We start from the raw sequence: 25,127 nt of genomic DNA, 5'->3' as shown, positions 1-25,127 counted from the left end.
CACAGGCGTCTGGGACGCCCGTACTATCTCCGCATGTCACACCGTTTCCACGCGCCCGTTGTCCTGCCCGCCGATCCCGCCTGCTCGCTGCTGCGCGACGCCGTCGTGGACGTCGACGACAGCGGCCGGATCACGTTCGTGGGCCCGGTCGCCGAGGCACCCGAGTTCACCGGCGAGGTGACACGGCTCGGCGGGATCCTGCTGCCCGGCCTGGTGAACACCCACGCGCACAGCCCCATGACGCTGCTGCGCGGCATGGGTGGCGACCTGCCGCTGCTGCGGTGGCTGCGCGAGATCATCTGGCCGACCGAGGCGAAACTGCGGCCCGAGGACGTGCGCACCGGCATGCTGCTGGGCTCCGTGGAGATGCTGCGCCACGGCGTCACGACCAGCGCGGAGATGTACTTCGAGGGCGAGCAGCTCGTGGACGCGGTGCTCACCACCGGCGGGCGCGTGCTCGTGGCGCCGCCGGTGATCGAGCTGCCGGGCCTGGACTGGCGCACGTCGCTGGCGGCCATCGATCGCTGGATCGACACCGACGGCCTGCGCTTCGGTCCCGGCGACCGGGTCGAGCTGGGCTACGGCCCGCACTCCGCGTACATGCTCAACCCTGAGGGGTTGCGCGCCACCGCGGAATCGGCGGCCGCGCGCGGCGCGCTGGTGCAGATCCACGTGGCGGAGGCTGCGAACGAGGACCTGATCCAACGCAAGGAGTACGGCTCGGTGCCGGCGCTGCTCGATTCGCTCGGCGTGTTCGCCGGCCGCACCCTCGCCGCGCACTCCATCCACCTGTCCGACGAGGACATCGCGCTCTTCGCCGCCCGCGGCGTCGGCGTGGCCCACTGCCCGGGCTCGAACGCGAAGCTCGCGTCCGGCATCGCCCGCATCAAGGACCTGCGCGCGGCCGGCGTCGCCGTCGGCCTCGGCACCGACGGCCCCGCGTCCAACGACGACATCGACCTGTGGGAAGAGCTCCAGCTCACGGCCATGCTCGCCCGCCTCGCCAACGACGACTCCACGGTCCTGACCGCCGCCGACGTCTTCGTCATGGCCACCCGCGGCGGCGCCGACGCGTTGGGCCGCACCGACATCGGCGCCCTGGAGCCGGGCCGCTGGGCCGACCTCGTCCACGTCGACCTCGACGACCCGGCCTTCGCCGCCGGCCTGGACGTGCCCGACGAGCAGCTGCTGTCCAACCTCGTGTGGGCCGCGGGTTCCCGCCGCGTCCGCGACGTGTGGGTCGCCGGCGAGCAGGTCGTCGCCGACGCGGAGCCGACGCGCGTGGACCGCGCGAAGATCCAGGCGTCCGTCGCCGACACCGCGGCCCGCCTGCGCGGCTGAAGCGTCAGCGCCCTCAGCGAGGGCGGAGGATCACTTCCGTCAGGTGCGCTTCCGGGCTCGCGCTCACCGCGGTGAGCACCGCCGTCGCCACGGAGTCCGGGCGGAGGAAGCGCGCCGGGTCGTACTCGCCGCCCTCGTGGGCGATGACGGCGCGTTGCATGTCGGTGTCGGTGCGGCCCGGGTAGACGGTGGTGACGCGCAGGTCCGGCTCTTCGTCGCGCAGCGCGTCGGCGAAGGCGCGGGCGGCGAACTTCGATGCGGCGTAAGCGCCCCAGCCCGCGCGGGCCGTACGGCCGGAGCCGGAGTTGATCACGACGACGTGGCCGTGGGCGGCGCGCAGAGCGGGCAGCAGCAGGCGCGTGAGCTCGGCGACGGCGACCACGTTGACCTCGTAGTTCACGCGCCAGTCTTCGGCCGACCCTTCGGCGATCGTGCCGAGACGGGCGGCGCCGGCGGAGTGCACGAGGACGTCGAGTCGCTCGATCTGCGCGGCGGCGGCCGCCAGCGAAGCGTCGTCCGTGAGGTCAACACGCCACGGCTCGGCGCCCGGCAGCTCGGCGGCCACCTTCTCGAGCGCGGCCTCGTCGCGGCCGCCGAGGAGCAGGCGGTGCGTCGGGGCGAGCTGGTGGGCGACGGCGGCGCCGATGCCACGCGAGGCACCGGTGACCAGGGCGAGCGGAAGATCGGTCATGCGATCCACCGTAAGCGTCAGCAGGACGCCGCGACGCGGGGGTCGCGGTCGAACCGGATGCCCGTGCGGGTGAAAGATCCCGCGAAATTGTCGACAAACCGACCGAAGGTCAACGGGCTGCGCGTCGAGGTGAGCACGTCCTGCTCGCCCTGGCAGCGCAGCGCTTGGCGGGCGGCTTCGATCTCCGCCGGGGTGAAGACGTGCATCCGCCCGTCGGTCGCGACGTCGCCGTGGCCGGCGTCGGCGATCTCCCACGCGGCCGTGAGCCACTTCGAGTGCCCAGGCCGCCCGCCGGGGATCGACGTGGAGTGCGAGCCGAGGTCGCTGGCGAGGCCGTAGCCGTCGTGGACGCGCACGTCGAGCGACACCAGGTTGCTGATCGCGCCCATGCTGTCGGCCGCGAGCGTGACGTACGGGCGGTCCGTCGGGAACGTGTACCAGCGCTTTTCCCCGTAGCTGTACACGAGCACGGCCGGTGCGCGCGTCGCGTCGGTGACCTCGACGGCCGTGCGCATCACCGGCTCGCCCAGGAAGTCCGACGCCAGCACCGGGTGCTCGTGCCCGGTTACCCACGACCAGTACGCGCGCTCGTCGGTGACGCCGACAGCGGCGTGATCGTTCGCGTACGGCACGCGCAGCCACCCGGCCGCGGCCACCGACCAGACGGCGACGCCCGCCAGCAGCGCGAACGTCTTGCGCGTCAGCGGCACCGCCATCACCGGCAGGAGCAGCGCGAACAACGCGGGCAGCAGCATCCGGCCGTGCATGAAGTCGCCGCCGACGCGCACCACGTACGCGGCCAGCAGCACCGCGCCCGCCACCGGCGCGAGCGTGAGGATCCGCGACTTCCGGCTCAGGAACGCCGCGACCGCCAGCATCGGGATCGGCAGCCAGAGGTAGTACGGGTCGACGAGGTCGAGCAGGTAGTCGAACCCGCGTGACCAGTTGCTCGTGCCCGCTTCCTTGGCCATCGCGGTGTTCGGCACGAGCAGGCCGTAGTAACCCATGCGGAAGACCTGGTACGCCGCCGGCAACGCGATTCCGACGCCCAGCCAGCCGAACCCGGTCCGCAGGCTCGGCCGCCGCAGCAAGGCCAGCGCGGCGAACGCGATGATGCTGAACAACGCCAGATCAGGCCGCACCAGCACCCCGAGTCCGATGACGAACGCCGTGGCCTTGGGCGCCTTGCCGCGCACGAGCAGCCACCACGTCAGGCCGATCCAGAGCATCGCCAGCCCGGTTTCGAGGCCGGACGTCGCGAAGTCCCGGAACGGCGGCAGCGCGCACACGATCAGCGCCCCTGCCGGGACGACCGGGCTGTCGTAGAGGCGGCGGGCGCCGTCCATCGCGAAGAACAGCCCGCCGACGGCGCAGATCAGGCCGGTGACGACCGACAGCCACTCCAGCGCTGGGCCCGGGATCGTCCCAAGCGCGGCCAGGAGCCAGGTCCACAACGGGCTGGTGCTGGCCTCGACCCGCTCGCCGACGTTGAACACGGGCCCGTGACCGGCGAGGATCTGCCGGACCGTGCGAAGGACGAGCAACCCGTCGTCCGACATCCAGCGGCGGCGCCACGAGAGGTACGCGTAGAGCGCCAGCGTCGCGAAGGTCAGCCAGGTGGTGGGGGACTTGAGCCACGGCGTGGGTGCCGCCACGGATTTCGTCGTGGCGGTGGTGGCTGTGGTCATGGCCCCTCTCCCCGGTGGTCTTTTCCCAGTCTCGCATCCGGGGGTACGGGTGGCTCGCGGCGCTGATCGCAGCGATGCCGTGATTGTTTCAGTGCGTGGGTGCCGGGCTCGCCGAAGGGGCCGGGGTTTCCGTGGGTGCCGGGGTTTCCGAAGGCGGTGGCGGAGTCGTGCTGGATGTAGGGGCCGGCGCTGGAGGCGGCGGGGGCGGCGGTGCCAACCCCAGGTCCGCGTTGAGGTTCTCGTGCGTCGTCCCGCCGAGGGTGAACCCCGCCGTGCAACCCGTGGCCGGGTCGACGTCGGAGTCGCGCGCCGCGTCGCCGGCGGCCTGCCGCGTCACGGTGAGCCCGTCCGGCAGGTGCGACATGTCGAAGCAGACCTGGTAGGTCCCGTCCTTGCGCTTGTCGAACAGGTACGAGCCGTCGGCCGCGGTTTTCGTGGTGGCCAGCGTGCCGCCGGCACCGTCCTTGAGCGTCACGGGAATGTCGGCGACGCCGGGCTCGCCGTCGTCCTGCAGACCGTTGCGGTCGGTGTCGCGCCACACGCGGTCGCCGATCTTGTCGATCAACGGCAGCGGCGTCACGGTGATCGCCGCCGTGGCCGACTGGTCGGTCAGCGCGCCGCTCGGCGAAGTGACGCCGGTGATCCGCACCTTGTTCACGTGGCCGGTGTCGTTCTCCGCCAGGTTCGGGTGGTCGCAGGGCACGGCGTTCGAGGCGCCGGGTGCCAGGCCGAACGCGGGCGGCAGCGACGAGCACCACGAGTCCTTCAGCAGTACGCCGGTCAGCGGCTGCGAGCCCGAGTTCGTGACGGTCGTGCGGTAGTGCGCGGTCTCGCCGGCGGGGATCGTGGCCGACGGCCCCCACTCGCCGGTCGCGGGGTTCTGCACCTCCAGCTTCACCGTGTACGCGGCGAGCCGCAGGTCCACACAGTCCCACATCACCCAGTTGCGGTTGGTGGTCGCGAAGAACACCACCGACGTGGACTTGTCCGGCGCCGTCTGCGCGGGGAAGTCCTGGCGCGCGAGCTTGCCGTCGGACTGCACGTCGTGCGTGACGTTCTGCGATTTCTCCAGCAGCGTGCGCCCGGCGGAATCGGTGAAGCGCAGGCCGGTCGACTGGGCGTTGGCGCGGTCGGCCAGCGCCGAGCCGACGGAACCCGTCGCCGCCGAGAGCGTGTAGATGCCGCCCGGCGCCGCGGGAAGGGTCTGGGTAGCGGAGCTGACGCGGCCGTCGGGCGTCTGAATCTGCGCGTTGAGCTTGCCGTCGGACGCGTGCGCGGCGTCGGTGACGAGCTTCGGCACCTTGTCCGCCGGCGTGCTGCGCGGCACGGGCGCGGCAGGCGTGAACACGTAGCCCGCCGGCGCTCCGCCGGGCGCGTTCGCCTGCTCCACGCTCGGGTTGGGGGCCACTCCGCCACACGCCGGGGTGTCGGCCGCCGGCGCGGAACCCGGGAGGACGACGACGAGCGCACCGGCCAGCACCAGGGTGCAGGCCGACGCGCCCGCCGAACGTCCGATCGCGACTTTTCCTGCCCGCCTCACCCAACCGAAGCTATTACTCCGCACGGGTTCGGCGCAGTGGAAGCCACTCCAAAGAGTTACCGCACGCCGATGCGGCCGGCGAGCCCGAACCGGCCCTTCCGCCACACCGAAACGATGGCCGGGCGCGGCTGCGAGGTGCCGCCGTCGGGCCAGTGCGACGACGGGTTCGCCGAGCTCACCGCGTTCTCACCCGGGTGCTGCACGGCCACGAGCACCAGGTGGTCGGTGACGACCGGCCCGCACGTCTCCGCACCGATCGGCACGGACAGGAACTGCTTCACGTGCCCGCGTTCCGGACCCGACACGGGCACGGAGAACAGGCCGTCGTTGGCGCCGAGCGTGTTGCCGTCGGTGGCGATCCACAGGTTGCCGTGGGGGTCGAACGCGACGTTGTCCGGACACGAGATCGGGCTGACCTGACTCTTCGGGAAGCCGCCGAAGTAGGTGTCGGCCGTGGCCGGGTCGCCGCAGACCAGCAGCAGGCGCCAGGCGAACCGCGTCGACGCCGAGTCGCCGCGCGCTTCTTCCCACTCGAGCACGTGGCCGTTTTTGTTGCCGACCCGCGGATTCGCCTCGTCGACGCCCGCCTTGCCGGCCGCTCCGCGGTCGGTGTTGTTGGTCAGCGCCGCGTAGATCCGGCCGTTCACGGGGTTGGGCTCGATGTCCTCGGGCCGGTCCATCTTCGTGGCGCCCGCCTTGTCGGCGGCCTGGCGCGTGAAGACGTACACCTCCTCGGCGGTAAATCCGTCCACAAACGACTCGTTGCCGCTCGCCAGCGGGATCCACTCGCCGGCGCCGTCGAACTCGCCGTCTTCCGGGAGCTTTCCGGTGCCGTCGATCTCCGCGGCCGGGCTGTCGCCGGTGAACTTCGCGACGTAGAGCGTGCCGTCGTCCAGCAGTGCCGAGTTGTGGCGGCGGGCCAGGGTGGACGTGCCCTTCTTGCACTTGCCCTTCGACACGAACTTGTAGATGTACTCGAAGCGCTCGTCGTCACCGGAGTACACGGCGACGCGGCCGTCGGCGGTGATCTTCACGTTGGCGGCCTCGTGTTTGAACCGCCCGAGCGCGGTGTGCTTGACCGGCGCGGCGTGCGGGTCGTTCGGGTCGATCTCCACGACCCAGCCGAAGCGGTTGGGCTCGTTGGGCTCGCGTGGCACGTCCCAGCGCTTGTCGAAGCGTTCCCACTTGCGCGTGCTCTCGCCGGTGCCGATCACGTACCGCTTGAGCCGCGCGGCCTGCGCCGGGTCGGTCACCTTGTCGGCGTTGGCGAAGTACTGGTGGAAGTTCTCCTCACCGGAAAGCACGGTGCCCCAAGGCGTGACGCCGCCGGAGCAGTTGTTCTGCGTGCCGCGCACGCGTTTGCCCGACGGGTCGGCCGACGTCTTGAGGTACTTCGAACCGGCCGCCGGGCCGCGAACCTCGAAGATCGTGTCGAGCGTGATGCGGCGGTTCAGCGGGCTGGGCACGGTGCGCAGCCCGCCGCCGATCGGGTCGCGCAGCGTCTGGACCACGGACAGGCCGTGGGCCGCCCACGCGATCTTCACCTGCTCCTCGGTCGGGTTGGCCGGGTCGTACTGGTCGGCCGGGAACAGGTGCACCTCGGTGGTGTACTCGTGGTTGACCACGAGCAAGTTGCGCAGCCCCAGGGAATCCTGCGGGAACAGGCCGACGAAGTCGTTGTTGTAACCGAACTGCTTGGCCTGCGCGGCCGCGGTCTGCGCGCGGAAGTCGAACTCCGGAGCACCCGGCACCACGGCGTCTCCCCAGCGGATGACCACGTGCTGGTCGTACCCTTCGGGGATGCTCACGCGGTCGAGCTTGTTGGGCGCCACGGCGTCGAAGTCGGTGCCCGGCACCGGACGCGGATGACCGCCGCCGTGCGCGGGAGCCGCGGCCGCCGTGCCGGGCAGCGCGGCGAACCCGCCGGCCGCCGCGGCCATCACGGCACCGGCCTTGAACACGCCACGCCGAGAGACACCCTTCGCAACGTCACCGAAGTACTCGTTGCCCGAGGGGTTCGGCGCTTCGTGCGCGCACGCGTTGCCACAGCGGTATTCGCAGGTCAGGGGAGAACGTCCGCCGGGGTGAGTGGCGAACAGGGGCAGCAGCCGCCCGCGTTCCGTGGACACAGGGCCTCCAGGTCGCTTCAGTAAGGGAACAAAGCGACCATATTCGGCCAAATCGAATCTTCAGGTGAACAATAGATGTATTCGACGTGGGTTCAGAGTTCCTCTTCGCCCACCAACGCGGCTTCCTTGGGCACCTCGTGCGGGTCGGTTTTCTTCTCCCGCAACGACAGCAGCACCGCGGCGATGACGCACAGCGCGGCCGCGATCACGAACGGCCCCTGCTCCCAGCCCAGCCAGTCGGCGACGTGCCCCACGAGCGTGGCCGCGACGGCGCCGCCGAGCCACCGGCAGAAGTTGTAGCCCGCGCTGGCAACCGGGCGCGGCGCGTTGCTGATCGACATCGCGGTGCCCGTGAACAGCGTGTTCAGCAGCCCCGAAACCAACCCCGAGAGCACGATGCCGATGACCACGACCGTCTTGTTCGGCACGGCCAGCACCAGCATCAGCACGGTGTAGCCGACCACGGCGAGCGCGGCCGCGTGCCGTTCGCCGAACCGCGCGGCGAGCTTCGGCGCCAACGCGACGCCGGCCACCGCCACGCACAGGCCCCATCCGCAGAAGATCAGCCCGACGGCGATCGCGCTCCAGCCCAGCACGAACGGCGACCAGGCCAGCACCGCGAAGAACGCCGCCGTGTACAGCGCCGACGCGACCGAAGTCCGCAACAGACCGGGGTGCTTCAACGCGCGGATCGGGTCGAGCAGCTTGATCGGCTCGCGCTTCTCGTGCGAATCGCTCTTCAGGAACACTGAGCACAGCACGAGCGCGCCGGCCATCAGCACCGCCGTGCCCAGGAACGGGCCGCGCCACGAGATCGTGCCGAGCAGCGCGCCCAGCAGCGGGCCGACGGACAGCCCGACACCCAGCGCCGCCTCGTACAGCAGGATCGCGCCGGACTGCCCGCCCGTGGCGGCGCCGACGATCACCGACAGCGCGGTGGCGATGAAAAACGCGTTGCCGAGACCCCACACCGCACGCAGGCCCACGAGCTGCTCGATCGAACCGGCCGCGGCGCACAGCGCGGTCGCGGCGACGATCAACGTCAGCCCGACCAGCACGGTGCGCTTCGCGCCGAAGCGCGCGGACATCGAACCGGTGAACAGCATCGCGATCACCTGCACGCCGAGGTACGACGTGAACAGCAGCGTGACCTGCGACGGTGACGCGTTCAGGCCCTTGGCGATCGACAGCAGGATCGGGTCGACCAGGCCGATGCCCATGAACGCGATGACCGCGGCGAACGCCGTGATCCACACTTGCTTGGGCTGGCCCTTGATCGCGTCCAGCAGGCTCGAGTGGTGCTCAGCGCTCATCGCTGATCAGTTCCTCCTCCGGGTTTTCGGGTAACTCCCTCTTGGGTTGGTCAGCCTTCGGTGCATCACTGTGGAAATCGCTGATCAACTTCGTGAGAGCGGGCAACGCGGCGTCGATCGCGGCGCGTTCGGCGTCGTCGAGCACGATGAGCCGCTCGCGCAGCTGCGCCTCCCGCGCCGCCAGCAGTTCGGCGTAGAAGCGCTCGCCCGCCTCGGTGGCTTCCACGAGCACGGCCCGGCCGTCGTCCGGATCGGGGCGGCGGCTCACCATGCCGAGGCGCTCCAGCCGGCCGACGACGTCGGTCATCGACGGCATCCGCACGCCTTCGAGCTGCGCGAGCCGGCTCATCCGGCTCGGACCGCCGCCCACGAGCTCGGCCAGCACAGACCCCTGCGTGAGCGTCAGCAGCTGCGGGGTTTCACGGCGCACCAGGTAGTACAGCCGGAACACGACTGGCCGGAGCCGGTGCGCGAGGTCGACGATCGGGGAAGTCACTTAGCCAGGCTAACAAATTTAGTTAGGGTAGCGAAGTAATTCGCCTCACAGACTAGGCTGCAGCCATGGACGCGGTGATCTTCGACCTCGACGGCGTGCTGGTGGATTCGGAAAAAACTTGGGACGAGGTGCGCCGCGCGGTGGTCGCGGAGCACGGCGGTACCTGGTTACCCGAATCGACCAGAGAACAGCAAGGGATGAGCACCCCCGAGTGGGCTGCCTACCTGGTCGGCACGCTCGGCGCGCAGCTGACGCCCGACGAGATCGCGCGGACCGTGATCGACCGGATGGCGCAGCGCTACGCCTCGGGACCGCCCGTGATCGACGGCGCGCCCGACGTGGTCCGCGCCGTCGCCCGCCGCTACCCGGTGGCGATCGCGAGCTCGTCGCCGCCGGTGCTGATCCAGGCGTTCCTGCAGGCGTGCGACCTCACGTCGCTGGTGCCCGTCGCCGTGTCGAGCGAGGAGGTCGGTGCCGGCAAACCGGCGCCCGACGTCTACCTGCGCGCGGCGAAGCTGTTGAACGTGCCGGCCGAGCAGTGCGCCGCCGTGGAGGACTCGACCAACGGGCTGAAAGCCGCGCTGGCGGCGAAGATGGCCGTGTACGCGGTGCCGAACCCGCACTTCCCGCCGGACCCGGCCGTGCTGAAGCAGGCCACCGCCGTGGTGCGCGACATCAACGAACTCCCGGCGGCGTTGGGACTCTAGACGCCGAGAAGGGCTCCCCGGAACACCGAGGAGCCCTTCTGCCGGCGAGAAACGCGTCAGCGCTCCAGCTCGCCGCGGATGAACTTGTCGACCGCGTCGCGCGCGGTGGAGTCGTCGTACTGCTCCGGCGGCGACTTCATGAAATAGGACGACGCCGACAGGATCGGCCCGCCGATGCCGCGGTCCTTCGCGATCTTCGCGGCACGCACGGCGTCGATGATGATGCCGGCGGAGTTGGGGGAGTCCCACACCTCGAGCTTGTACTCCAGGTTCAGCGGCACATCGCCGAACGCGCGGCCCTCGAGGCGCACGTAGGCCCACTTGCGGTCGTCGAGCCACTGCACGTAGTCCGACGGTCCGATGTGGACGTTGCCCTTGCCGAGCTCGCGGTCGACCTGCGAGGTCACCGACTGGGTCTTCGAGATCTTCTTCGACTCGAGGCGCTCGAGCTCCTTCATGTTCAGGAAGTCCATGTTCCCGCCCACGTTGAGCTGCATCGTGCGGTCGAGCTGCACGCCGCGGTCTTCGAAGAGCTTCGCCAGCACGCGGTGCGTGATCGTCGCGCCGACCTGCGACTTGATGTCGTCACCGACGATCGGCACGCCGGCGTCTTCGAACTTCTTGGCCCACACCGGGTCGGACGCGATGAACACGGGCAGCGCGTTCACGAACGCCACGTTGGCGTCGATCGCGGCCTGCGCGTAGAACTTGTCGGCCTCTTCGGAGCCCACGGGGAGGTAGGAGACGAGCACGTCGACCTTCGCGTCGCGCAGCGCGCCGACGATGTCGACGGGCGCCTCGTCCGACTCCGAGATGGTCTCGCGGTAGAACCGCCCGAGCCCGTCGTAGGTGTGCCCGCGCTGCACCGGCACGCCGAGCGGCGGCACGTCGGCGATCTTGATCGTGTTGTTCTCGCTCGAGAAGATCGCCTCGGACAGGTCGTGGCCGACCTTCTTGGCGTCGACGTCGAACGCGGCGACGAAGTCGATGTCGCTGACGTGGTACTCGCCGAACTGGACGTGCATCAAACCGGGCACGCGCGTGCCGGGATCCGCGTCGCGGTAGTACTGCACACCCTGGACCAGCGAGGAGGCGCAGTTGCCGACGCCCACGATGGCCACCCGAACGCGGCGGTTCTCGCCCATGCCGGTTTCTCCTTCAATCCGTTACTTCATCTGCAGGTCTGGCCGCGACGTTGCGGCCCGAGCGGCGCGCCCTCACTCCTGCGGGCCACGCTGCTCGGCTTGTTCGTGCGCGATCAGCTCGTTGAGCCAGCGCACCTCCCGCTCGCTCGACTCGAGTCCCAGCCGGTGCAGCTCGCGGGTGTAGCGGTCGATCCTCTCCTCGGCCCTGGCCAGCGCCTCGCGCAAACCCTCGCGACGCTCTTCCACGCGACGCCGCCGGCCCTCCAGGATCCGCATCCTGACGTCGGCCGGTGTCCGCGAGAAGAACGCCAGGTGGACGCCGAACCCTTCGTCGTCCCAGGTCTGCGGACCCGCGTCACCGAGCAGTTCGGCGAACCGCTCCTTGCCCTCGGCGGTGAGCTTGTAGACGCGGCGGCCGCGCCGGGACCAGGCCCGGTCGTCCGCTTCGTCGAGCTCCTCGACGAGGAATCCCGCCCGCAGCAACCGACGCAGGGTCGGGTACAGCGAGCCGTACGAGAACGCCCGGAACATCCCGAGCGTCTCGTGCAAACGCTTGCGCAGCACGTACCCGTGCATGGGGGCTTCGTGCAGCAACCCGAGGATCGCGAGTTCGAGCACACCGCACCCCCTCACGGGAACAAACCGCAGCAGCCGCCGTTGCCCCAGTGGCTGGTGGGACCTACTGGCGCGACCGCCTCCGTCAACCTACTCGGCAACTATATCGCGCCGATACATCGAAGTGGCGGAAGTAACCCCCGGAAGTGGCCAGACCAGGGCGAACGTCACCAGAGAGTTATCGAATTTCCGGCGTGTCCGAATGGTCGCCCTGGGTGGCCTCCCGCAGGGGGCACTGCACACACAGGAAGAGCCCGTACTCTGTTCCTCGTGCTTACCCAGCGGCAGGTCGTGGACTACGCCTTGCAGCGCCGTGCGCTGCTGGCCGGCGTCCGCTCCGGACGCGTCGGCGACCATGAGGTGTGCGACGCGACCCCGTACCTGCTCCGTGCGGCGAAGTTCCACGGCAGGCCGGACGACCGCGCCTGTCCGATGTGCCGCCGGACGCCGTTGACCCTCGTTTCGTGGGTTTACGGCGACGAGCTGAAGCACGTCTCGGGATCGGCGCGGACACCCGACGAACTGGCCCGCATGGCGGGGCTGTTCGGCGAGTTCACCGTCTACGACGTAGAGGTGTGCCGGACGTGCCACTGGAATCACCTGGTCCTGTCCTACGTCCTCGGCACGGGCGAGCCCCAGCCCACCCGGCCGCGGAGGACAGCCGGCCAGTGACGAGTACCAAAACCGCTGCAGAGCACAGGGCGGCGCACTCCGGCTTTTCCCGGACTCCGGTGCCGGCAGTGCCGCCTTCGGAGGCCCATTCGTGAACGACGATCGCAACCGCTCCTGGCCCGGCCAGGAGCCAGATGCACCTCGCCGTGCCCAATGGCCGGAGGAAGAACCTGGTCCCGCCTGGCCGGGTGAGGACGCCCCGCGTCGCCCGCAACGGCAGGCCCCGCCCGCCGCCCGCCGGGCCCCTCGCGGCAACGCACCGCGGCCGCCTCGCGCGGCCGCCGGTGGCGGCGCCCCGGAATGGCCCAGCGGCGACGAGCCCCGGCGTGGTTCAGACCCGCGTGGTTCAGACCGGAGCGGCGGCGATCCGCAATGGCCTGCTGACGAACCACCCCGCCGGCCGCAACGGCCTCCGCAGCGCCCCCAGCAGTCCCAGCGTGTGCCGAACGGCAACGGACAGGCGGGAATGCCGCCGCGCCGGCAGGCCCCGCCACCTCCGCCGCCGCCCGGTGGCCGGCCGCCCGGCCCCGGTGGCCCGGGTGGCCCGGGTGGTCCGACCGCGAGCCCGCCGCAGGGGTTCCGCCAGCCGGGCCCGCCCGGTCCCGGTGGTCCAGGCCGCACCGGCGCGGGTCCCGCCCGCCGTCCGCCGCAGAGCCGTTCCGCGGTTCCGCCGGCAGCTCCGGCGTATCCCGACCGCGAACCCGAGCTGATGACGCACCAGGTGCACAACGGCACGGAGTTCGGCTACGACCCGTACGACGACCGCTACGACGATCAGTACGACAGCGCCGAGCACCCCCAGTACTCCGACGAGGACGACTTCGAGGACGAAGGCCCCGAGCTCGACGAGAACGGCAAGCCGATCAAGCCGCCGCTCACGCCGAAACAACGCAAGAAGCGCCGCTGGAAGATCATCCGGCGGATCGCGTACGCGTGTGTGGGTCTGTTCGTCGTGGTGCCGGCCGTCGCTTTCGTGATCACGTACTTCATGGTGAAGGTTCCTTCCCCGCAGGACGTGAAAGCGTTGCAGAGCCAGCCCATCACGTTCTACTACGCCAACAACCAGGTGATGGGGCGCAGCGTCCCGCCCGGCGGCGACCGCGAGCTGCTGCAGCCGAACCAGATCCCCGACGTCGTGAAGCACGCCGTGTACTCGGCCGAGGACAAGACGTTCGAGACCAACTCGGGCTTCGATGTCAAGGGCATCCTCGGCGCGGTGTACAACCAGGTCACCGGTGGTACTGGTGGTGGTTCGACCATCTCGCAGCAGTACATCAAGAAGGCCACGGAGAACGAAGCTCCGACGCTGACCCGTAAGTGGACCGAGCTCGCGAAGTCGTTCAAGCTCAACAACGAAGAGTCCAAATCGGACATCATCACGGGCTACCTGAACATCGTCTACTTCGGCCGCGGCGCCAACGGCATCGCGGCGGCCGCGAAGGCCTACTACGGCAAGGACGTCAGCCAGCTTTCGCCCTCGGAGTCGGCGCTGCTCGCCGGCTTGATCCAGCTGCCGAGCAAATCGGAAGACCCGGCGTACACGCAACGGCGCTGGTCCTACGTGCTGGACCAGATGGTGGCCAACGGCTGGCTCTCGAAAGCGGATCGCGAAGCCGCGACGTTCCCCAAGCTGATCCCCAAGGGCGCTCAGGCGAAGGAGAACGCCGGCACCCTTGACTACTTCATCCAGCAGCGCATCATGGACGAGCTCGAAGCAAAGGGCTACGACCAGGACAAGCTCTACGGCAGCGGCGCGAAGATCTACACCACGATCGACCCGGCCGCGCAACAGGCGGCGGTGCAAGCCGTGCAGGACAACATGAAGGGGCAAACCGACCCCGACATCCTGGGAGCTCTGGTCGCCGTCGACCCGAGAACGGGCGGGGTCATCGCCTACTACGGTGGCCCGAACACGGTGAAGGACGAGAACGGCAAGGACACGCTGGCCAACGACTGGGCCAACACCCCGCAGAACCCCGGCTCGTCCATGAAGCCGTACGACCTCACCGCGTTCCTCAAGATGGGCAAGGGCCTCGGCGAGACCTTCGACGGCACCAACAACCGCGAGCTCGGCGGCCGCATCGTCCGCAACGCGGGTGAGAGTGCCAGCTGTGGCCCGCAGTGCACGGTCAAGAAGGCCATGGAGGTCTCGGCCAACACCGTGTTCTACGACATGGTGCTGAACGTGACGAAGCCCGCGCCGGTCGCCGAAGCCGCGAAGGAAGCCGGGGTGCAACCGGCGCCGAAGGGCAAGGCCAAGCTCGGCACCAACGACGCGAACATCGCGCTCGGCGGTGGTGAGACGTCGTTGACCCCGGAAGACCAGGCCGCGGGTTACGCGACCTTCGCCTCGGGCGGCATCTACCGCCAGCAGCACTTCGTCTCGAAGCTCACCAACTCCCAGGACGAGGTGGAGTTCGACGAGACGACGCTGGCGGGCAAACCAGCGTTCGACCCCGACGAGCAGAAGAGCCAGCAGATCGCGGGCAACGTCACCGACGCGCTCGGGCCGGTCATCAAGGAATCCCATCTGAAGTGCCCCACCGGCCACGACTGCGCGGGCAAGACCGGTACGCAGCAGTTCGACCCGGGTAGCGCGAAGAACCTGCCGAAGGGTTATGCGGACCGCAACGCCCAGACCTGGATGGTGGGTTACACCCCGTCGGTGTCGGCGGCGGTGTGGATCGGCGGTGACGGCAACAAGCCGTTGCACGACAAGAACAACAAGCCGATCTTCGGTGCCACCATCGCCGGTCCGGCGTGGCAGGACTTCATGGACACCTACCTCAAGGGCAAACCCACGGAGAAGTTCCCGAAGGTCGACCCGATCGGCAAGGACGCCGACACGGTCACGCCCACGACCAGCAGCAGCAGTCGCTCGGTGACCACCACGACGACGCCCAGCACGACGACGAGCACGCCGACCAGCACGTCGAGCACGACCACGAGCGAGACGACGTCGTCGGAGACCACCACCAGCCGTCCCGGTGGCATCTTCGGCGGTGGTCCCGGCGACGGTGGCGGTCCCGGCCGCAACGGCGGTGGCGGCGACGGCGGAGGCGGGGTCGAGGTGACTCCACCACCGAAACAGCCCGGCGGGTAGCGACCCGCGGTTCCTCGAAGAGGGCTCCTTTCCGGTTCAGGAGGGGAGCCTTTCTTCGTGACCGAAGCCACTGCACCTCGAAGTGACCCAGGCGACATCGCTCAGCCGTCACCCTGGGCGTAGTTTTGTCCGGTTCACACCGCGCCGGGGCCGTTACCCAGAGATACGTCCCGCCGGTCGAGTGAACCGACCCCACCCGCGGTGCGTCCCCTTGTGGAGAGGGGATCTGCGCCCGCAGCACGCCCGCGTCCGAGAAGAGGATCCGCACGTGAACGACGACCGCAACCGCTCCTGGCCCGACCGGGATCCCGATCCGCGGCGTCAACCACCCCCCGCGGACCGTCAGGGACCGCCGCCGTGGGCGCGCAACCAGCCGCCTCCGGGTGGTGCCCCTCGGACGCCCCCGCCCGGCACTCCCGCGCAGCCCGGTCAGCCGCCGCGCGCGCCCCGGAACCGTCCCGGCACGCCGCCGCCCGGCTTCCGGCAGCCGCCGCCCCCGGGCGCGCGCCGCCCGACCCCGCCGCCGCGTCGTGAGCCGGAGCTGATGACGCACCACGTGCACAATGGCACCGCCGACGACGGCTACGACGCCCGGTCCGACTCCGGGGGACCGCTCGACCCCGATGACGTCTACCCGGAGGAGCCGGAGCTCGACAAGAAGGGCAGGCCGATCCTCACGGCCTCGCAGAAGAAGAAGCGGCGCTGGAAGATCATCCGGCGCAGCATCTACGCGTTCGTCGGTGTCTTCATCGTGATCCCCGCGATCGCGTTCGTCATCACGTACTTCAGCGTCGACGTGCCTTCGCCGCAGAGCGTGGCGCAGGGGCAGAGCCAGGCCGTCACGTACCTCTACGCCGACGGCAGCCCGATGGGCAAGGACGTGCCCCCGGGCGGCAACCGGCAGATCCTGACGCCGGACCAGATTCCCGACGTCGTCAAGCACGCCGTGACCGCGACCGAGGACGCGTCGTTCGAGACCAACTCGGGCTTCGACGTCACGGGCATCCTGCGCGCCGTCTACAACCAGGTCACCGGCGGCACCGGCGGTGGCTCGACGATTTCCCAGCAGTACATCAAGAAGGCCACCGACAACGACGCGCCCACGCTCACCCGTAAATGGACCGAGCTGGCGAAGTCGTTCAAGATGAACCAGACGTACTCGAAACAGGACATCATCACCTCGTACCTCAACATCATCTACTTCGGGCGCGGTGCGTACGGCATCGGCGCGGCGTCGCAGGCCTTCTTCCACAAGGACGTCAAGGACCTCAACTTCTCCGAAGCCGCGCTGCTCGCCGGCCTCATCCAGCAGCCGGGCCGCTCGGAGAACTCGAAGGTGGCCCACGACCGCTGGAACACCGCGCTCGACCGCATGGTGGAGAACCACTACATCACCGCGGCGGACCGCAAGGCCGCGCAGTTCCCCACGCCGATCCCGCTGTCGGAGAGCAAGGACGACTCGGGCGCGCCCTACGCCTTCATCTCCGACCAGGTGAAGACCGAGCTCGCGGCCCACGGCATCCCGGAGGACAAGTACTACGCCGGCGGCTACACGATCCAGACGACCATCGACAAGAAGGCGCAGGACCTCGCCGAGCAGGCGGGTGCCGACGCGCTGGCGAAGCAGTCGGACAAGCGGCTGCTCGACGCGCTCGTGGCCGTGGACCCGAAGACCGGCGGCGTGCTCGCGTACTACGGCGGGCCCACGATCGTCGATGTGAACGGTCAGAAACAGGCCGCGCGCGACTGGGCCGACACGCCCCAGAACCCCGGTTCGTCGATGAAGCCGTACGACCTCACGGCGTTCCTCAAGATGGGCAAGGGGATCAACTCGACCTTCGACGGCCGCAACAACCGCGAGTTCGACGGGCGCATCGTGCGCAACGCCGGTGACAGCGACAGCTGCTCGGAGCAGTGCACCGTCGCCGAGGCCATGAAGATCTCGGCGAACACGGTGTTCTACGACATGGTCCTCAACGTCACCAAGCAGGGCCCGGTCGAGCAGGCCGCCGAGGAAGCCGGGGTGAAGACCAAGGACAACGGTGGCGGCAACTCGCAGATCGACATCTCGAACAACAACATCTCGCTCGGCGGTGGCGACACCAAGATCACTCCGGCCGACCAGGCATCGGGCTACGCCACCTTCGCCGGCGACGGCCAGCAGCGCGACCGCCATTTCGTGCTGAAGGTGACGAACTCGCAGAACGAGGTGGCGTACGAAGCCCAGGCGCAGCCGGCCAAGTCGGCGTTCGCCGACGGCGACTCCGACCTGAGCAAGCAGATCGCGGGCAACGTGACCGAGGCGCTCAAGCCCGTGATCGGCTTCTCGAAGCTGAAGTGCCCGACCGGCCACGAATGCGCCGGCAAGACTGGGACGCAGCAGCACACGAAGCGCGCGGGGGAGCCCGCCTCGGCGGCCAACGCCAACGCGCAGACGTGGATGGTCGGCTACACGCCTTCGGTCTCCGTGGCGGTGTGGGTCGGCGGCGACGGCGACCTGGACCTGCACGGCAAGGGCAGCGCGCCGATCTTCGGGTCCACGATCGCCGGCCCGCTGTGGCAGAAGTTCATGACGACCTACCTCGCGGGCAAGCCGGCCGAGCGCTTCTCCCAGGTGGATCTGATCGGCGACGCGGCCCCGCCGTCCGGCCCGCCGAGCGACACGAACACCCCGCCGGGGGACATCACGCCGACCGACAACCCGGACGACCCGAACAACCCCGGCGGCAACGGCAACACCCCGGTGAACCCCGGCGACCCGAACGGCCCTGGCGGCAACTTCCCGTCGTTCCCGTCACACACGCCCAAGCCGCCGAAGCATCCGCCGTCAGGTGACCCCACCGACACGGGGGTTCCCGGCGACACGGGCGATCCCACCGAATAGCCAGGGCGTCGCAAGAGAAAAGGCTCCCCCCATCCGGGTTTCCGGACGGGGGGAGCCTTTTTCGCGCCCGCAAAGGAAAAGCGGGAAGGCCGCGAACTCGACACTGGGGGTTGCCGAGGTCGCGGCGAGCTACTCGAGCCTGATCACGCGGCCTTCGGCGCCGGAGCGGTGGGCCGCCTCGATCACGCGCAACGCGGCCACGGAACCGGCCGGATCCACGGGGAATGCCGCTTCGCCGCGCAACGCGTCGCGCACCTGGGCGTAGAAGTCCTCATAGCGGCCGACTTCGGTGGGCACGGTCTCGGTGTGGTCCGTGCCGTCGTCAACGCCGAGGGTGCCGGCGTCGGCTGCGGGCTCGACGCCCCAGCCCTCGTCACCGGGGCGCAGGCCGTCCTTGATCTGGGGTTCTTGCACGTCGAGGCCGTACTTGGTGAAGGCGGCGCGGTCGCCGAGCACGCGGAACCGCGGGTTGCGCGTGGCGGCCAAGGCGGAGGCCCACAGGTGCGAGCGGACTCCGTTGGCGTGGTGCAGCGCGACGAACACGTCGTCGTCCACCTGCACGCCGGCGCGGCGGCGGTCGACCTCCGCGTAGACCTGTGTGACCGGGCCGAACAGCTGCAGGGCCTGGTCGACGATGTGCGCGCCGAGGTCGTAGAGCAGGCCACCGGCCTCGGCGGGATCGCCGAACTCGCGCCAGTTGTCCTTGATCTTCGGCACCCAGCGGTCGTAGCGGGACTCGAAGCGGAACACGTCGCCGAGTCGGCCGGACTCGATCACCTTGCGCACGGTGAGGAAATCGGAGTCCCAGCGGCGGTTCTGGAAGACGGTGAGGCCGACGCCCTTGGCCTTCGCCGCCGCCACGACCTGCTCGGCCTCGGCCGCGGTCGGCGCGAACGGCTTGTCCACGACCACGGGCAGGCCGAGCTCGACGGCGCGCAGCGCGAGCGGCACGTGGGTACGGTTCGGGGTGCTCACCACGACGAGGTCGAGGTCGCCCGCCTGGGCGAACAACGCGTCGGCGTCGGGCACGATCTCGGTGCCGGGGTACTCCGCGCGGGCCTGGCCGGCGCGTTCCGGGTTCGCCGTCACGATCGCCGCGGGCACCAGACCCGGCGTCGAAGCCACCAGCGGCGCGTGGAAGACGCGGCCCCCGATGCCGTAACCGAGGATGCCGACTCGCAAGTCATCAGCCATGCCGCTCATTAAACAACACTGTTGCGTAACTAGCCAGTTCTTCGGGAGGATCTCCGGATGGCCGAAACCGGAGTCAACCTGCGTGGGCTGCGCCGCTTCAACAGAGCGCTGCTGCTCGGTCACATCCTGCGCGCGGGCGGGCTCAGCCGCGTGGAGCTGGCCGAACGCACAGGGCTGACGCAGCAGGCGGTGTCGAAGATCGTCGCCGAGCTGCTCGAGACGCAGCTGCTCGACGTCGAGCGCCAGGCCGCGGCCGGAGTCGGCAAGCCGCGCACGCAGCTGCGGATCCGGCCGTCGGCGAAGTGCGCCCTCGGCGCGCAGCTGGACCGCGACGGGTTCCTCGTGCTGCGCACGGGCTTGTCCGGTCAGATCGAGGACACCGTCGAAGGTCCGCTCCCCGTCGGTTTCACGCCCGAACAGGCGGTGGCCGCCGTGGTGGACGCGACGCGCAAGCTGCTCGCCGACGTCGACCCGGCGCGGGTGCTGGGCCTCGGCGTCGGGGCGGTGGGACCGCTCGACCGCCGCGAAGGCCGCGTCCGCGACGCCACGAACATGCCGGGCTGGCACGACGTGCCCCTTCGCGACCTCCTCGCCGAGCGCACGGGACTGCCCGTGACGCTCGACAAGAACACGAACTCCGCCGCGGTCGCCCACACGTGGCCCGACACGCCGGAGACCGCCACCGCCGTGGTGCTCGTGGGCACCGGCATCGGCGTCGGGCTGCTGGTCGACGGCAACGTCTACCGCGGCCCGCGCACCAACGCCGGTGAGTTCGGCCACACCACGATCTCCTACGACGGCCCGCGCTGCGCCTGCGGACGACGCGGCTGCGTCGAGATCATGCACCGCTCCGCGGCCACCCCCGCCGAGGCCGCGCGGCTGCTGGGGATCGGCCTCGCCGACCTCGTGCAGGTCCTGGACCTGGAGCGGATCGTGTTGTTCGGCCGCGCCATCCGCGCGGCGCCCGACGTCTACCGGGACACGGTGGCGGCGGAGCTGAGCGAGCTGCTGCCGGTGCCGCACTGGCAGCGCATCGACGTGGAGCTGAGCGACCTCGGGGAGGAAGCCGTGGCCCTCGGTGGGGCTTTCGAGGTGCTTGCCGGGTTCTACTCCGACCCTAAATGACAGGCGCCTGACCTGCGGGCAGATAGCATCCGCGACGTGCCCGACCAAGCCACCGCCGAAGAGCCGGACGCGGCTCCCCGCACGCTGACGCCAGCGGAGCGGATCGTGCCGAGCTGGAACGACCCGCTGGCCGCCGCGGCGACCAGACCGATCGGCGGTCCGCTCGGTGAGCACGCGGCCGTGGGCCGGCATTGGTTCTGGTCACCGCAGCGCGTGGGACTGGGCCTGGCGATCCTCGCGCTGGTGCTGTGCTGGTTCGGCAAGGCGTCCTGCATCCAGCAGTACCAGGACTCCACGGGCGCGTCGCAGCTCGACTGGCGAGCGGGCCGCCCGTTCGTCGCGATGTGCTACTCGGACATCGTGCCGCTCTACAGCTCCGAGCGGCTCAACGACCCGAAGACCTTCCCGTACGTCACGTCCTGGAAAGAGGACACGCAGACGGCGGAGAACCAGACCCGGTACATGGAGTACCCGGCTTTGACGGGCCTGTTCCAGTGGGTCAACGCGAAGCTCGCCGCGGGCTGGCTCTCGGTCGCGAACTCCGGCTGGCTGCCGGGCGCGCTACCGGTGGCGATCTACTTCAACATCTCCGCGTTCTGGCTCGCGCTCGCGTGGCTGATCACGGTGTGGGCGACCGGGCGCACGATGAAACGCCGGCCGTGGGACGCGGTGCTGGTGGCGATCTCGCCGCTGGTGCTGGTGCAGGCGTTCACGAATTTCGACGCCATCGCCACGGCGTGCACCGCCGCGGGGATCCTCGCGTGGTCGCGAAAACGGCCGGAGATCGCCGGCGTGCTGCTGGGGCTCGGTGCCGCGGCGAAGCTGTACCCGTTGCTGTTGCTCGGGGTGCTGTTCGTGCTCTGCCTGCGCGCGGGGAAGCTGCGTGCGTGGGGCAGAACGGCGGCGTTCACCCTGCTCACGTGGCTGATCGTGAACGTGCCGTTCATCCTCGTGGCCACGCGCGGGTGGTGGGAGTTCTTCCGGCTCAACACGTTGCGGCCGATGGACCCGGACTCGCTCTACAACGTCATCTCCTACACCACGGGCTGGACCGGCTTCGACGGCGTGCTCCAAAAAGGACAGACGTCGGCGATCCTCAACACCGTGATCGCCGTGCTGTTCCTGCTCTGCTGCGCCGGAATCGCGTACGTCGCCCTCACCGCGCCGCGGCGGCCGCGCTTCGGCCAGCTCGCCTTCCTCGTGGTGGCGGCGTTCCTGCTGACCAACAAGGTGTGGAGCCCGCAGTACTCGCTGTGGCTCGTGCCCCTGGCGGTGCTCGCGATCCCGCGCTGGCGGCTGCTGCTGAGCTGGATGGTGATCGACGCGCTGGTGTGGGCGCCGCGGATGTTCTACTACCTCGGCATCGACCACAAGGGACTGCCGGAGGGCTGGTTCCTCGGCACGGTCGTGGTGCGCGACCTCGCCGTGGTGGGCCTCTGCGTGCTGGTGATCCGCGAGATCTACCGGCCGCGCACGGACCTCATCCGGCTCGCCGGAGACGACGACCCGGCGGGCGGCGTGCTCGAACGGGCGCGTGACCGCGTGAAGTTCGCGGGCTTCGGGAAGCACCGCCGGGCTGTGCCGACGATGCCCCCCGCGCCTCCCGTTCCCGAGCCCTAGGCGGTCTGCTTGCGCAGGAAGGCGATGTCGGCCGCCTGGCCCTCGCTCGGCGTCTCCACGACGACGGGCGCGCCGGCCTTGCGGACGACGTCGGCGAGCAGCTCGGGGTCGATGGTCCCTTCGCCGCCGACGACGTTGGCGTGGCGGTCGCGGTTGGAGCCGAACTCGTCGCGCGAGTTGTTGAGGTGCACCAGGTCGATGCGGCCGGTGATGGCCTTGACCTTCTCGACGGCGTCGGCCAGCTCCCAGCCCGCGGCGTAGGCGTGGCAGGTGTCGAGGCAGAACCCGGCGCCGAACTCGCCGACCTCGTCCCACAGGCGCGCGATCACGTCGAGCTCGCGGGTCATCGCGTTCTCGCCGCCCGCGGTGTTCTCGATGAGGATCGGCACGGCGAAGCCACCCTTGTCCGCTTCGCGCTCGAAGAGCTTGCGCCAGTTGACCAGGCCCTCGGCCACGTCGTCGCCCGCGCCCACGTGGCCGCCGTGCACGATGAGTCCCTTCGCGCCGATTGCGGCGGCGCCGGTGGCGTGCTGCGCGACGTTCTTGCGCGACGGGATGCGGATGCGGTTGTTCAGCGACGCCACGTTGATCAGGTACGGCGCGTGGATGAACACCTCGACCGGCGACTCCTTGATCGCGTCCCCGAACGGGTGCGGTTTCGGAGCCTTCCACCCCTGCGGGTCGGACAGGAAGAACTGGACGACGTCGGCTTCTCGCTCGGCTACGGCGGCCAGCGGATCGTCGTCGCGGACATGGGCGCCAATCTGCATGCCAGCACGCTACCCCCGGGTGAATCCGCACCTGACGCCCCAGTTGGTGACGCTCGTGGAGTACCGTGAGCGCGTTCCGTGATCCAGTTCGGGCCGTCGGAGGGGTTTTGCATGGGGAAGCACGCCGCCCGGATCACCACGTTGGGGATCGCCGTCGCGATGCCGGTTCTCTCGGCCGCACTCGCGCTCCCCGCCACGGCTTCCGCGGACCCCAGCCCCACGCTCGACGGCGACTGCTCGGCCACGCTGCAGAACGGCAAGTCCGGCAACGGCCTGTCGCTCGACGCGGGCGCGCCGCTCAACGCCCCCGACCGCCTCACCGTCGGCCTCGACTCGAAGGCCAAGCAGTCGGACGGGAACAACCCGCTCTTCACGCTCCCGGTGGGCGATGTCGTGCGCGGCCTCGGTGTCGGCGAGGTGCCGGTGGTCGGTGACGCGACGACGAACGCCGTCTGCCCGCTCGCGCAGAACACGGCGAACGGCGTCGGCAACACCACGCAGAGCCTGGTCGGCGGTGTGACCGCGCCCGTCGTGCCGGCGCCGCCCACCGACAACCCGCCGGACGACAACCCGCCCGGGACGCCTCCCGGCACCCCGCCCGGTGGACCTGGCGGACCGGGGCAGCCCGGCGCCCCCGGCAGCAGCCTCGACCCGGTGATCACCGGCTCGGGCGACCTGTCCGGCCTCGACTCCATCGCGGGCATCTTCACCAACGCCGCCATGCTCCCGTCCGGGCTCGTGCAGGCGCCGCCGGTGATCACGCAGGTCATCCCGGGCCAGCTGCCCGCGGACCAGGTGCCGACCGTCGACGCGAAGAAGTCGGGCACCGCCGAAGCACTGCCGGCCGTGACGCCGCCGGCGAAGCTGCCGATGCTCATCGCGGTGCTCGCGCTGGCCATCGTCGCGGCGGCACTCGTGCGGGCGTGGCTGCGCCGCAAGACCGCCTGATCGACACATGCGGTGACACCCGCTTCCACCCGAATGCCTGACATCGGTGGCTGAGCGGGCGTCACTCGTTCCCGTTACCGTCGTTGTCCAGGGGAGACAGGTTCGGACCGGACCGGGGTACAGGGGTCGGAGGGCTCGATGGCCAGGCAGCACCGCACACGCAGGGCCACCGCGGTGGGAGCCGCCGCCTTCGTGCTGGCCGGCTCGGCCGCGCTCGCCGCGCCGACGACCGCTGTTGCGGCTCCGGAGACGATCGTGGCCAAGTGCGGCGACACGATCACCGCGCATCCGGGAGACACGGTCCAGGTCAAGCCCCTTCTGGGCCTGCCGGTCGACCTCGGTGTGGTCGGCAAGGTGTCCGGGGTGCTGACCGGGGCCGTCGACTCGGTTCTCGGTGCCCTGTGCAAGGTCACGGTGAACGTGGTCGACACCGTCGTCGCGCCGGTGCCCGTGGTCGGCGCGCCGGCCGCGGGGGCGCTGAACCAGACCGTCTCGGGAACCACGAACACGCTGCAGCAGGGCGTCGATTCGACGCAACGCGCGCTGACGGGCGGGGCGCCCGCGCAGCAGAACCCCGGCAGCCCGCAGCAGCCGCCGGCGACCGGTCCCGGCGCGCCGCAGGGCGGCACTCCCGCCGGCCAGACGCCGATCCCGCCGGTGAACAGCCCGTTGCTGCCGTTCTCGGGCGGTGGCGGCGGCGGTCTCGCGTCGCTGTTCCCGGGCTTCGCGAACTTCTCGAACCTGCCGTTCAGCACCGGCTACGCGCCGATGCGCGATTACAGCGACATCCCGATGGCAATGGCCGGGCTGTTCTCGCCGTCGCCCGCGCTGCGCTACGGCAGCCAGATCCCGGGGTACGCGCCGCAGTACGGCCTCTCGAACCCGGCTCAGCCGTCGGCCGGGAACGCCAGCGTGCAGAACGCGGGCGAGGCGCAGGCGTTACCGCCCACCGGGGATAACCACACGAACGGGTTGGACTGGCCCGTGCTGGTGGCAGTTCTTGCACTCTCCGGAGTCAGCGCGGGCCTGGTTCGCACCTGGGTCCTCCGCCGAATGGCCGCTGCGAGTTAGGCCGACTCACCAGTATCTTTTCGGGGTCTCCTTCGTTCTACCTGTCGCGATGGTTGACGCCCACAGATCCTGGAG

The 25,127-nt window shown here is 70.1% G+C and carries 19 protein-coding genes; 9 read left to right on the top strand and 10 right to left on the bottom strand.

Annotation, left to right across the window (positions count from 1 at the left end; genetic code table 11):
• Positions 1–33: 33 nt before the first annotated feature.
• Positions 34–1,341: an amidohydrolase gene (locus tag AB0383_RS02060; protein WP_366184548.1), complete on the top strand. Its 1,308-nt coding sequence runs from the start codon at positions 34–36 to the stop codon at positions 1,339–1,341.
• A 13-nt stretch (positions 1,342–1,354) separates the two neighbouring features.
• Here the strand turns inward: AB0383_RS02060 and AB0383_RS02055 are convergent, their stop codons facing one another.
• The 6 genes from AB0383_RS02055 to AB0383_RS02030 all read right to left on the bottom strand — a co-directional run bounded on the left by AB0383_RS02055 (position 1,355) and on the right by AB0383_RS02030 (position 9,198).
• Positions 1,355–2,032 carry an SDR family oxidoreductase gene (locus tag AB0383_RS02055; RefSeq protein WP_364169240.1) on the bottom strand — a complete coding sequence of 226 codons (678 nt, stop codon included), beginning with the start codon at positions 2,030–2,032 and terminating at the stop codon, positions 1,355–1,357.
• Positions 2,033–2,049: 17 nt separating this feature from the next.
• Positions 2,050–3,720, bottom strand: coding sequence for a hypothetical protein (locus tag AB0383_RS02050; RefSeq protein WP_366184545.1), 1,671 nt, complete (start codon positions 3,718–3,720; stop codon positions 2,050–2,052).
• 88 nt (positions 3,721–3,808) lie between these two features.
• Positions 3,809–5,260 (bottom strand): SdrD B-like domain-containing protein, encoded by a 1,452-nt coding sequence (locus AB0383_RS02045; protein WP_366184543.1) that lies wholly within the window; start codon positions 5,258–5,260, stop codon positions 3,809–3,811.
• 56 nt (positions 5,261–5,316) lie between these two features.
• Positions 5,317–7,389, bottom strand: coding sequence for a PhoX family phosphatase (locus tag AB0383_RS02040; protein ID WP_366184541.1), 2,073 nt, complete (start codon positions 7,387–7,389; stop codon positions 5,317–5,319).
• A 92-nt stretch (positions 7,390–7,481) separates the two neighbouring features.
• Positions 7,482–8,702 carry an MFS transporter gene (locus AB0383_RS02035; RefSeq protein ID WP_364169229.1) on the bottom strand — a complete coding sequence of 407 codons (1,221 nt, stop codon included), beginning with the start codon at positions 8,700–8,702 and terminating at the stop codon, positions 7,482–7,484.
• Positions 8,692–9,198, bottom strand: a complete 507-nt coding sequence (locus AB0383_RS02030) for a MarR family transcriptional regulator (RefSeq protein ID WP_366184538.1) — start codon at positions 9,196–9,198, stop codon at positions 8,692–8,694. Before AB0383_RS02030 ends, AB0383_RS02035 begins: the two co-directional genes overlap by 11 nt.
• Before the next feature lie 65 nt (positions 9,199–9,263).
• On the opposite strand from AB0383_RS02030, the gene AB0383_RS02025 reads away from it, so the two are divergent.
• Complete coding sequence (locus AB0383_RS02025) at positions 9,264–9,905, top strand: HAD family phosphatase (protein WP_366184536.1); 642 nt, start codon at positions 9,264–9,266, stop codon at positions 9,903–9,905.
• A gap of 56 nt (positions 9,906–9,961) precedes the next feature.
• On the opposite strand, the gene AB0383_RS02020 is transcribed toward AB0383_RS02025, so the two are convergent.
• On the bottom strand, positions 9,962–11,050 hold the full coding sequence (locus AB0383_RS02020; protein ID WP_285971412.1) for an inositol-3-phosphate synthase: 1,089 nt from the start codon (positions 11,048–11,050) through the stop codon (positions 9,962–9,964).
• Between the two features lie 72 nt (positions 11,051–11,122).
• Entirely contained in the window at positions 11,123–11,668 is a 546-nt protein-coding gene (locus tag AB0383_RS02015; protein WP_360606298.1) for a PadR family transcriptional regulator, read from the bottom strand.
• A 267-nt stretch (positions 11,669–11,935) separates the two neighbouring features.
• Here AB0383_RS02015 and AB0383_RS02010 point away from each other — a divergent pair, with 267 nt between their 5' ends.
• The 3 genes from AB0383_RS02010 to AB0383_RS02000 all read left to right on the top strand — a co-directional run bounded on the left by AB0383_RS02010 (position 11,936) and on the right by AB0383_RS02000 (position 18,324).
• Positions 11,936–12,337 (top strand): DUF5318 domain-containing protein, encoded by a 402-nt coding sequence (locus tag AB0383_RS02010; RefSeq protein ID WP_326567307.1) that lies wholly within the window; start codon positions 11,936–11,938, stop codon positions 12,335–12,337.
• 91 nt (positions 12,338–12,428) lie between these two features.
• On the top strand, positions 12,429–15,440 hold the full coding sequence (locus AB0383_RS02005; protein ID WP_366184532.1) for a transglycosylase domain-containing protein: 3,012 nt from the start codon (positions 12,429–12,431) through the stop codon (positions 15,438–15,440).
• A gap of 268 nt (positions 15,441–15,708) precedes the next feature.
• Entirely contained in the window at positions 15,709–18,324 is a 2,616-nt protein-coding gene (locus tag AB0383_RS02000; RefSeq protein WP_366184530.1) for a transglycosylase domain-containing protein, read from the top strand.
• A gap of 129 nt (positions 18,325–18,453) precedes the next feature.
• Here the strand turns inward: AB0383_RS02000 and AB0383_RS01995 are convergent, their stop codons facing one another.
• Positions 18,454–19,518 carry a Gfo/Idh/MocA family oxidoreductase gene (locus AB0383_RS01995; protein ID WP_366184528.1) on the bottom strand — a complete coding sequence of 355 codons (1,065 nt, stop codon included), beginning with the start codon at positions 19,516–19,518 and terminating at the stop codon, positions 18,454–18,456.
• 57 nt (positions 19,519–19,575) lie between these two features.
• Here AB0383_RS01995 and AB0383_RS01990 point away from each other — a divergent pair, with 57 nt between their 5' ends.
• Positions 19,576–20,643 carry an ROK family transcriptional regulator gene (locus AB0383_RS01990; protein ID WP_364169210.1) on the top strand — a complete coding sequence of 356 codons (1,068 nt, stop codon included), beginning with the start codon at positions 19,576–19,578 and terminating at the stop codon, positions 20,641–20,643.
• 36 nt (positions 20,644–20,679) lie between these two features.
• Complete coding sequence (locus AB0383_RS01985; protein WP_366184526.1) at positions 20,680–22,263, top strand: glycosyltransferase 87 family protein; 1,584 nt, start codon at positions 20,680–20,682, stop codon at positions 22,261–22,263.
• Here the strand turns inward: AB0383_RS01985 and AB0383_RS01980 are convergent.
• Entirely contained in the window at positions 22,260–23,033 is a 774-nt protein-coding gene (locus AB0383_RS01980; RefSeq protein ID WP_364169205.1) for a deoxyribonuclease IV, read from the bottom strand. The genes AB0383_RS01985 and AB0383_RS01980 overlap by 4 nt on opposite strands.
• Positions 23,034–23,144: 111 nt before the next feature.
• On the opposite strand from AB0383_RS01980, the gene AB0383_RS01975 reads away from it, so the two are divergent.
• The gene (locus AB0383_RS01975; protein WP_364169203.1) at positions 23,145–23,981 is read left to right on the top strand and encodes a hypothetical protein; all 837 of its coding nucleotides are present in this window, start codon (positions 23,145–23,147) and stop codon (positions 23,979–23,981) included.
• 138 nt (positions 23,982–24,119) lie between these two features.
• Positions 24,120–25,052, top strand: coding sequence for a hypothetical protein (locus AB0383_RS01970; protein ID WP_366184523.1), 933 nt, complete (start codon positions 24,120–24,122; stop codon positions 25,050–25,052).
• Positions 25,053–25,127 lie beyond the last annotated feature (75 nt).

The sequence above is a fragment of the Amycolatopsis sp. NPDC051373 genome (assembly GCF_040689465.1).
Taxonomy (GTDB): Bacteria; Actinomycetota; Actinomycetes; order Mycobacteriales; family Pseudonocardiaceae; genus Amycolatopsis.
Note: the sequence above shows the minus strand (reverse complement) of the source record. Positions and strands in the feature narration are given on the sequence as shown.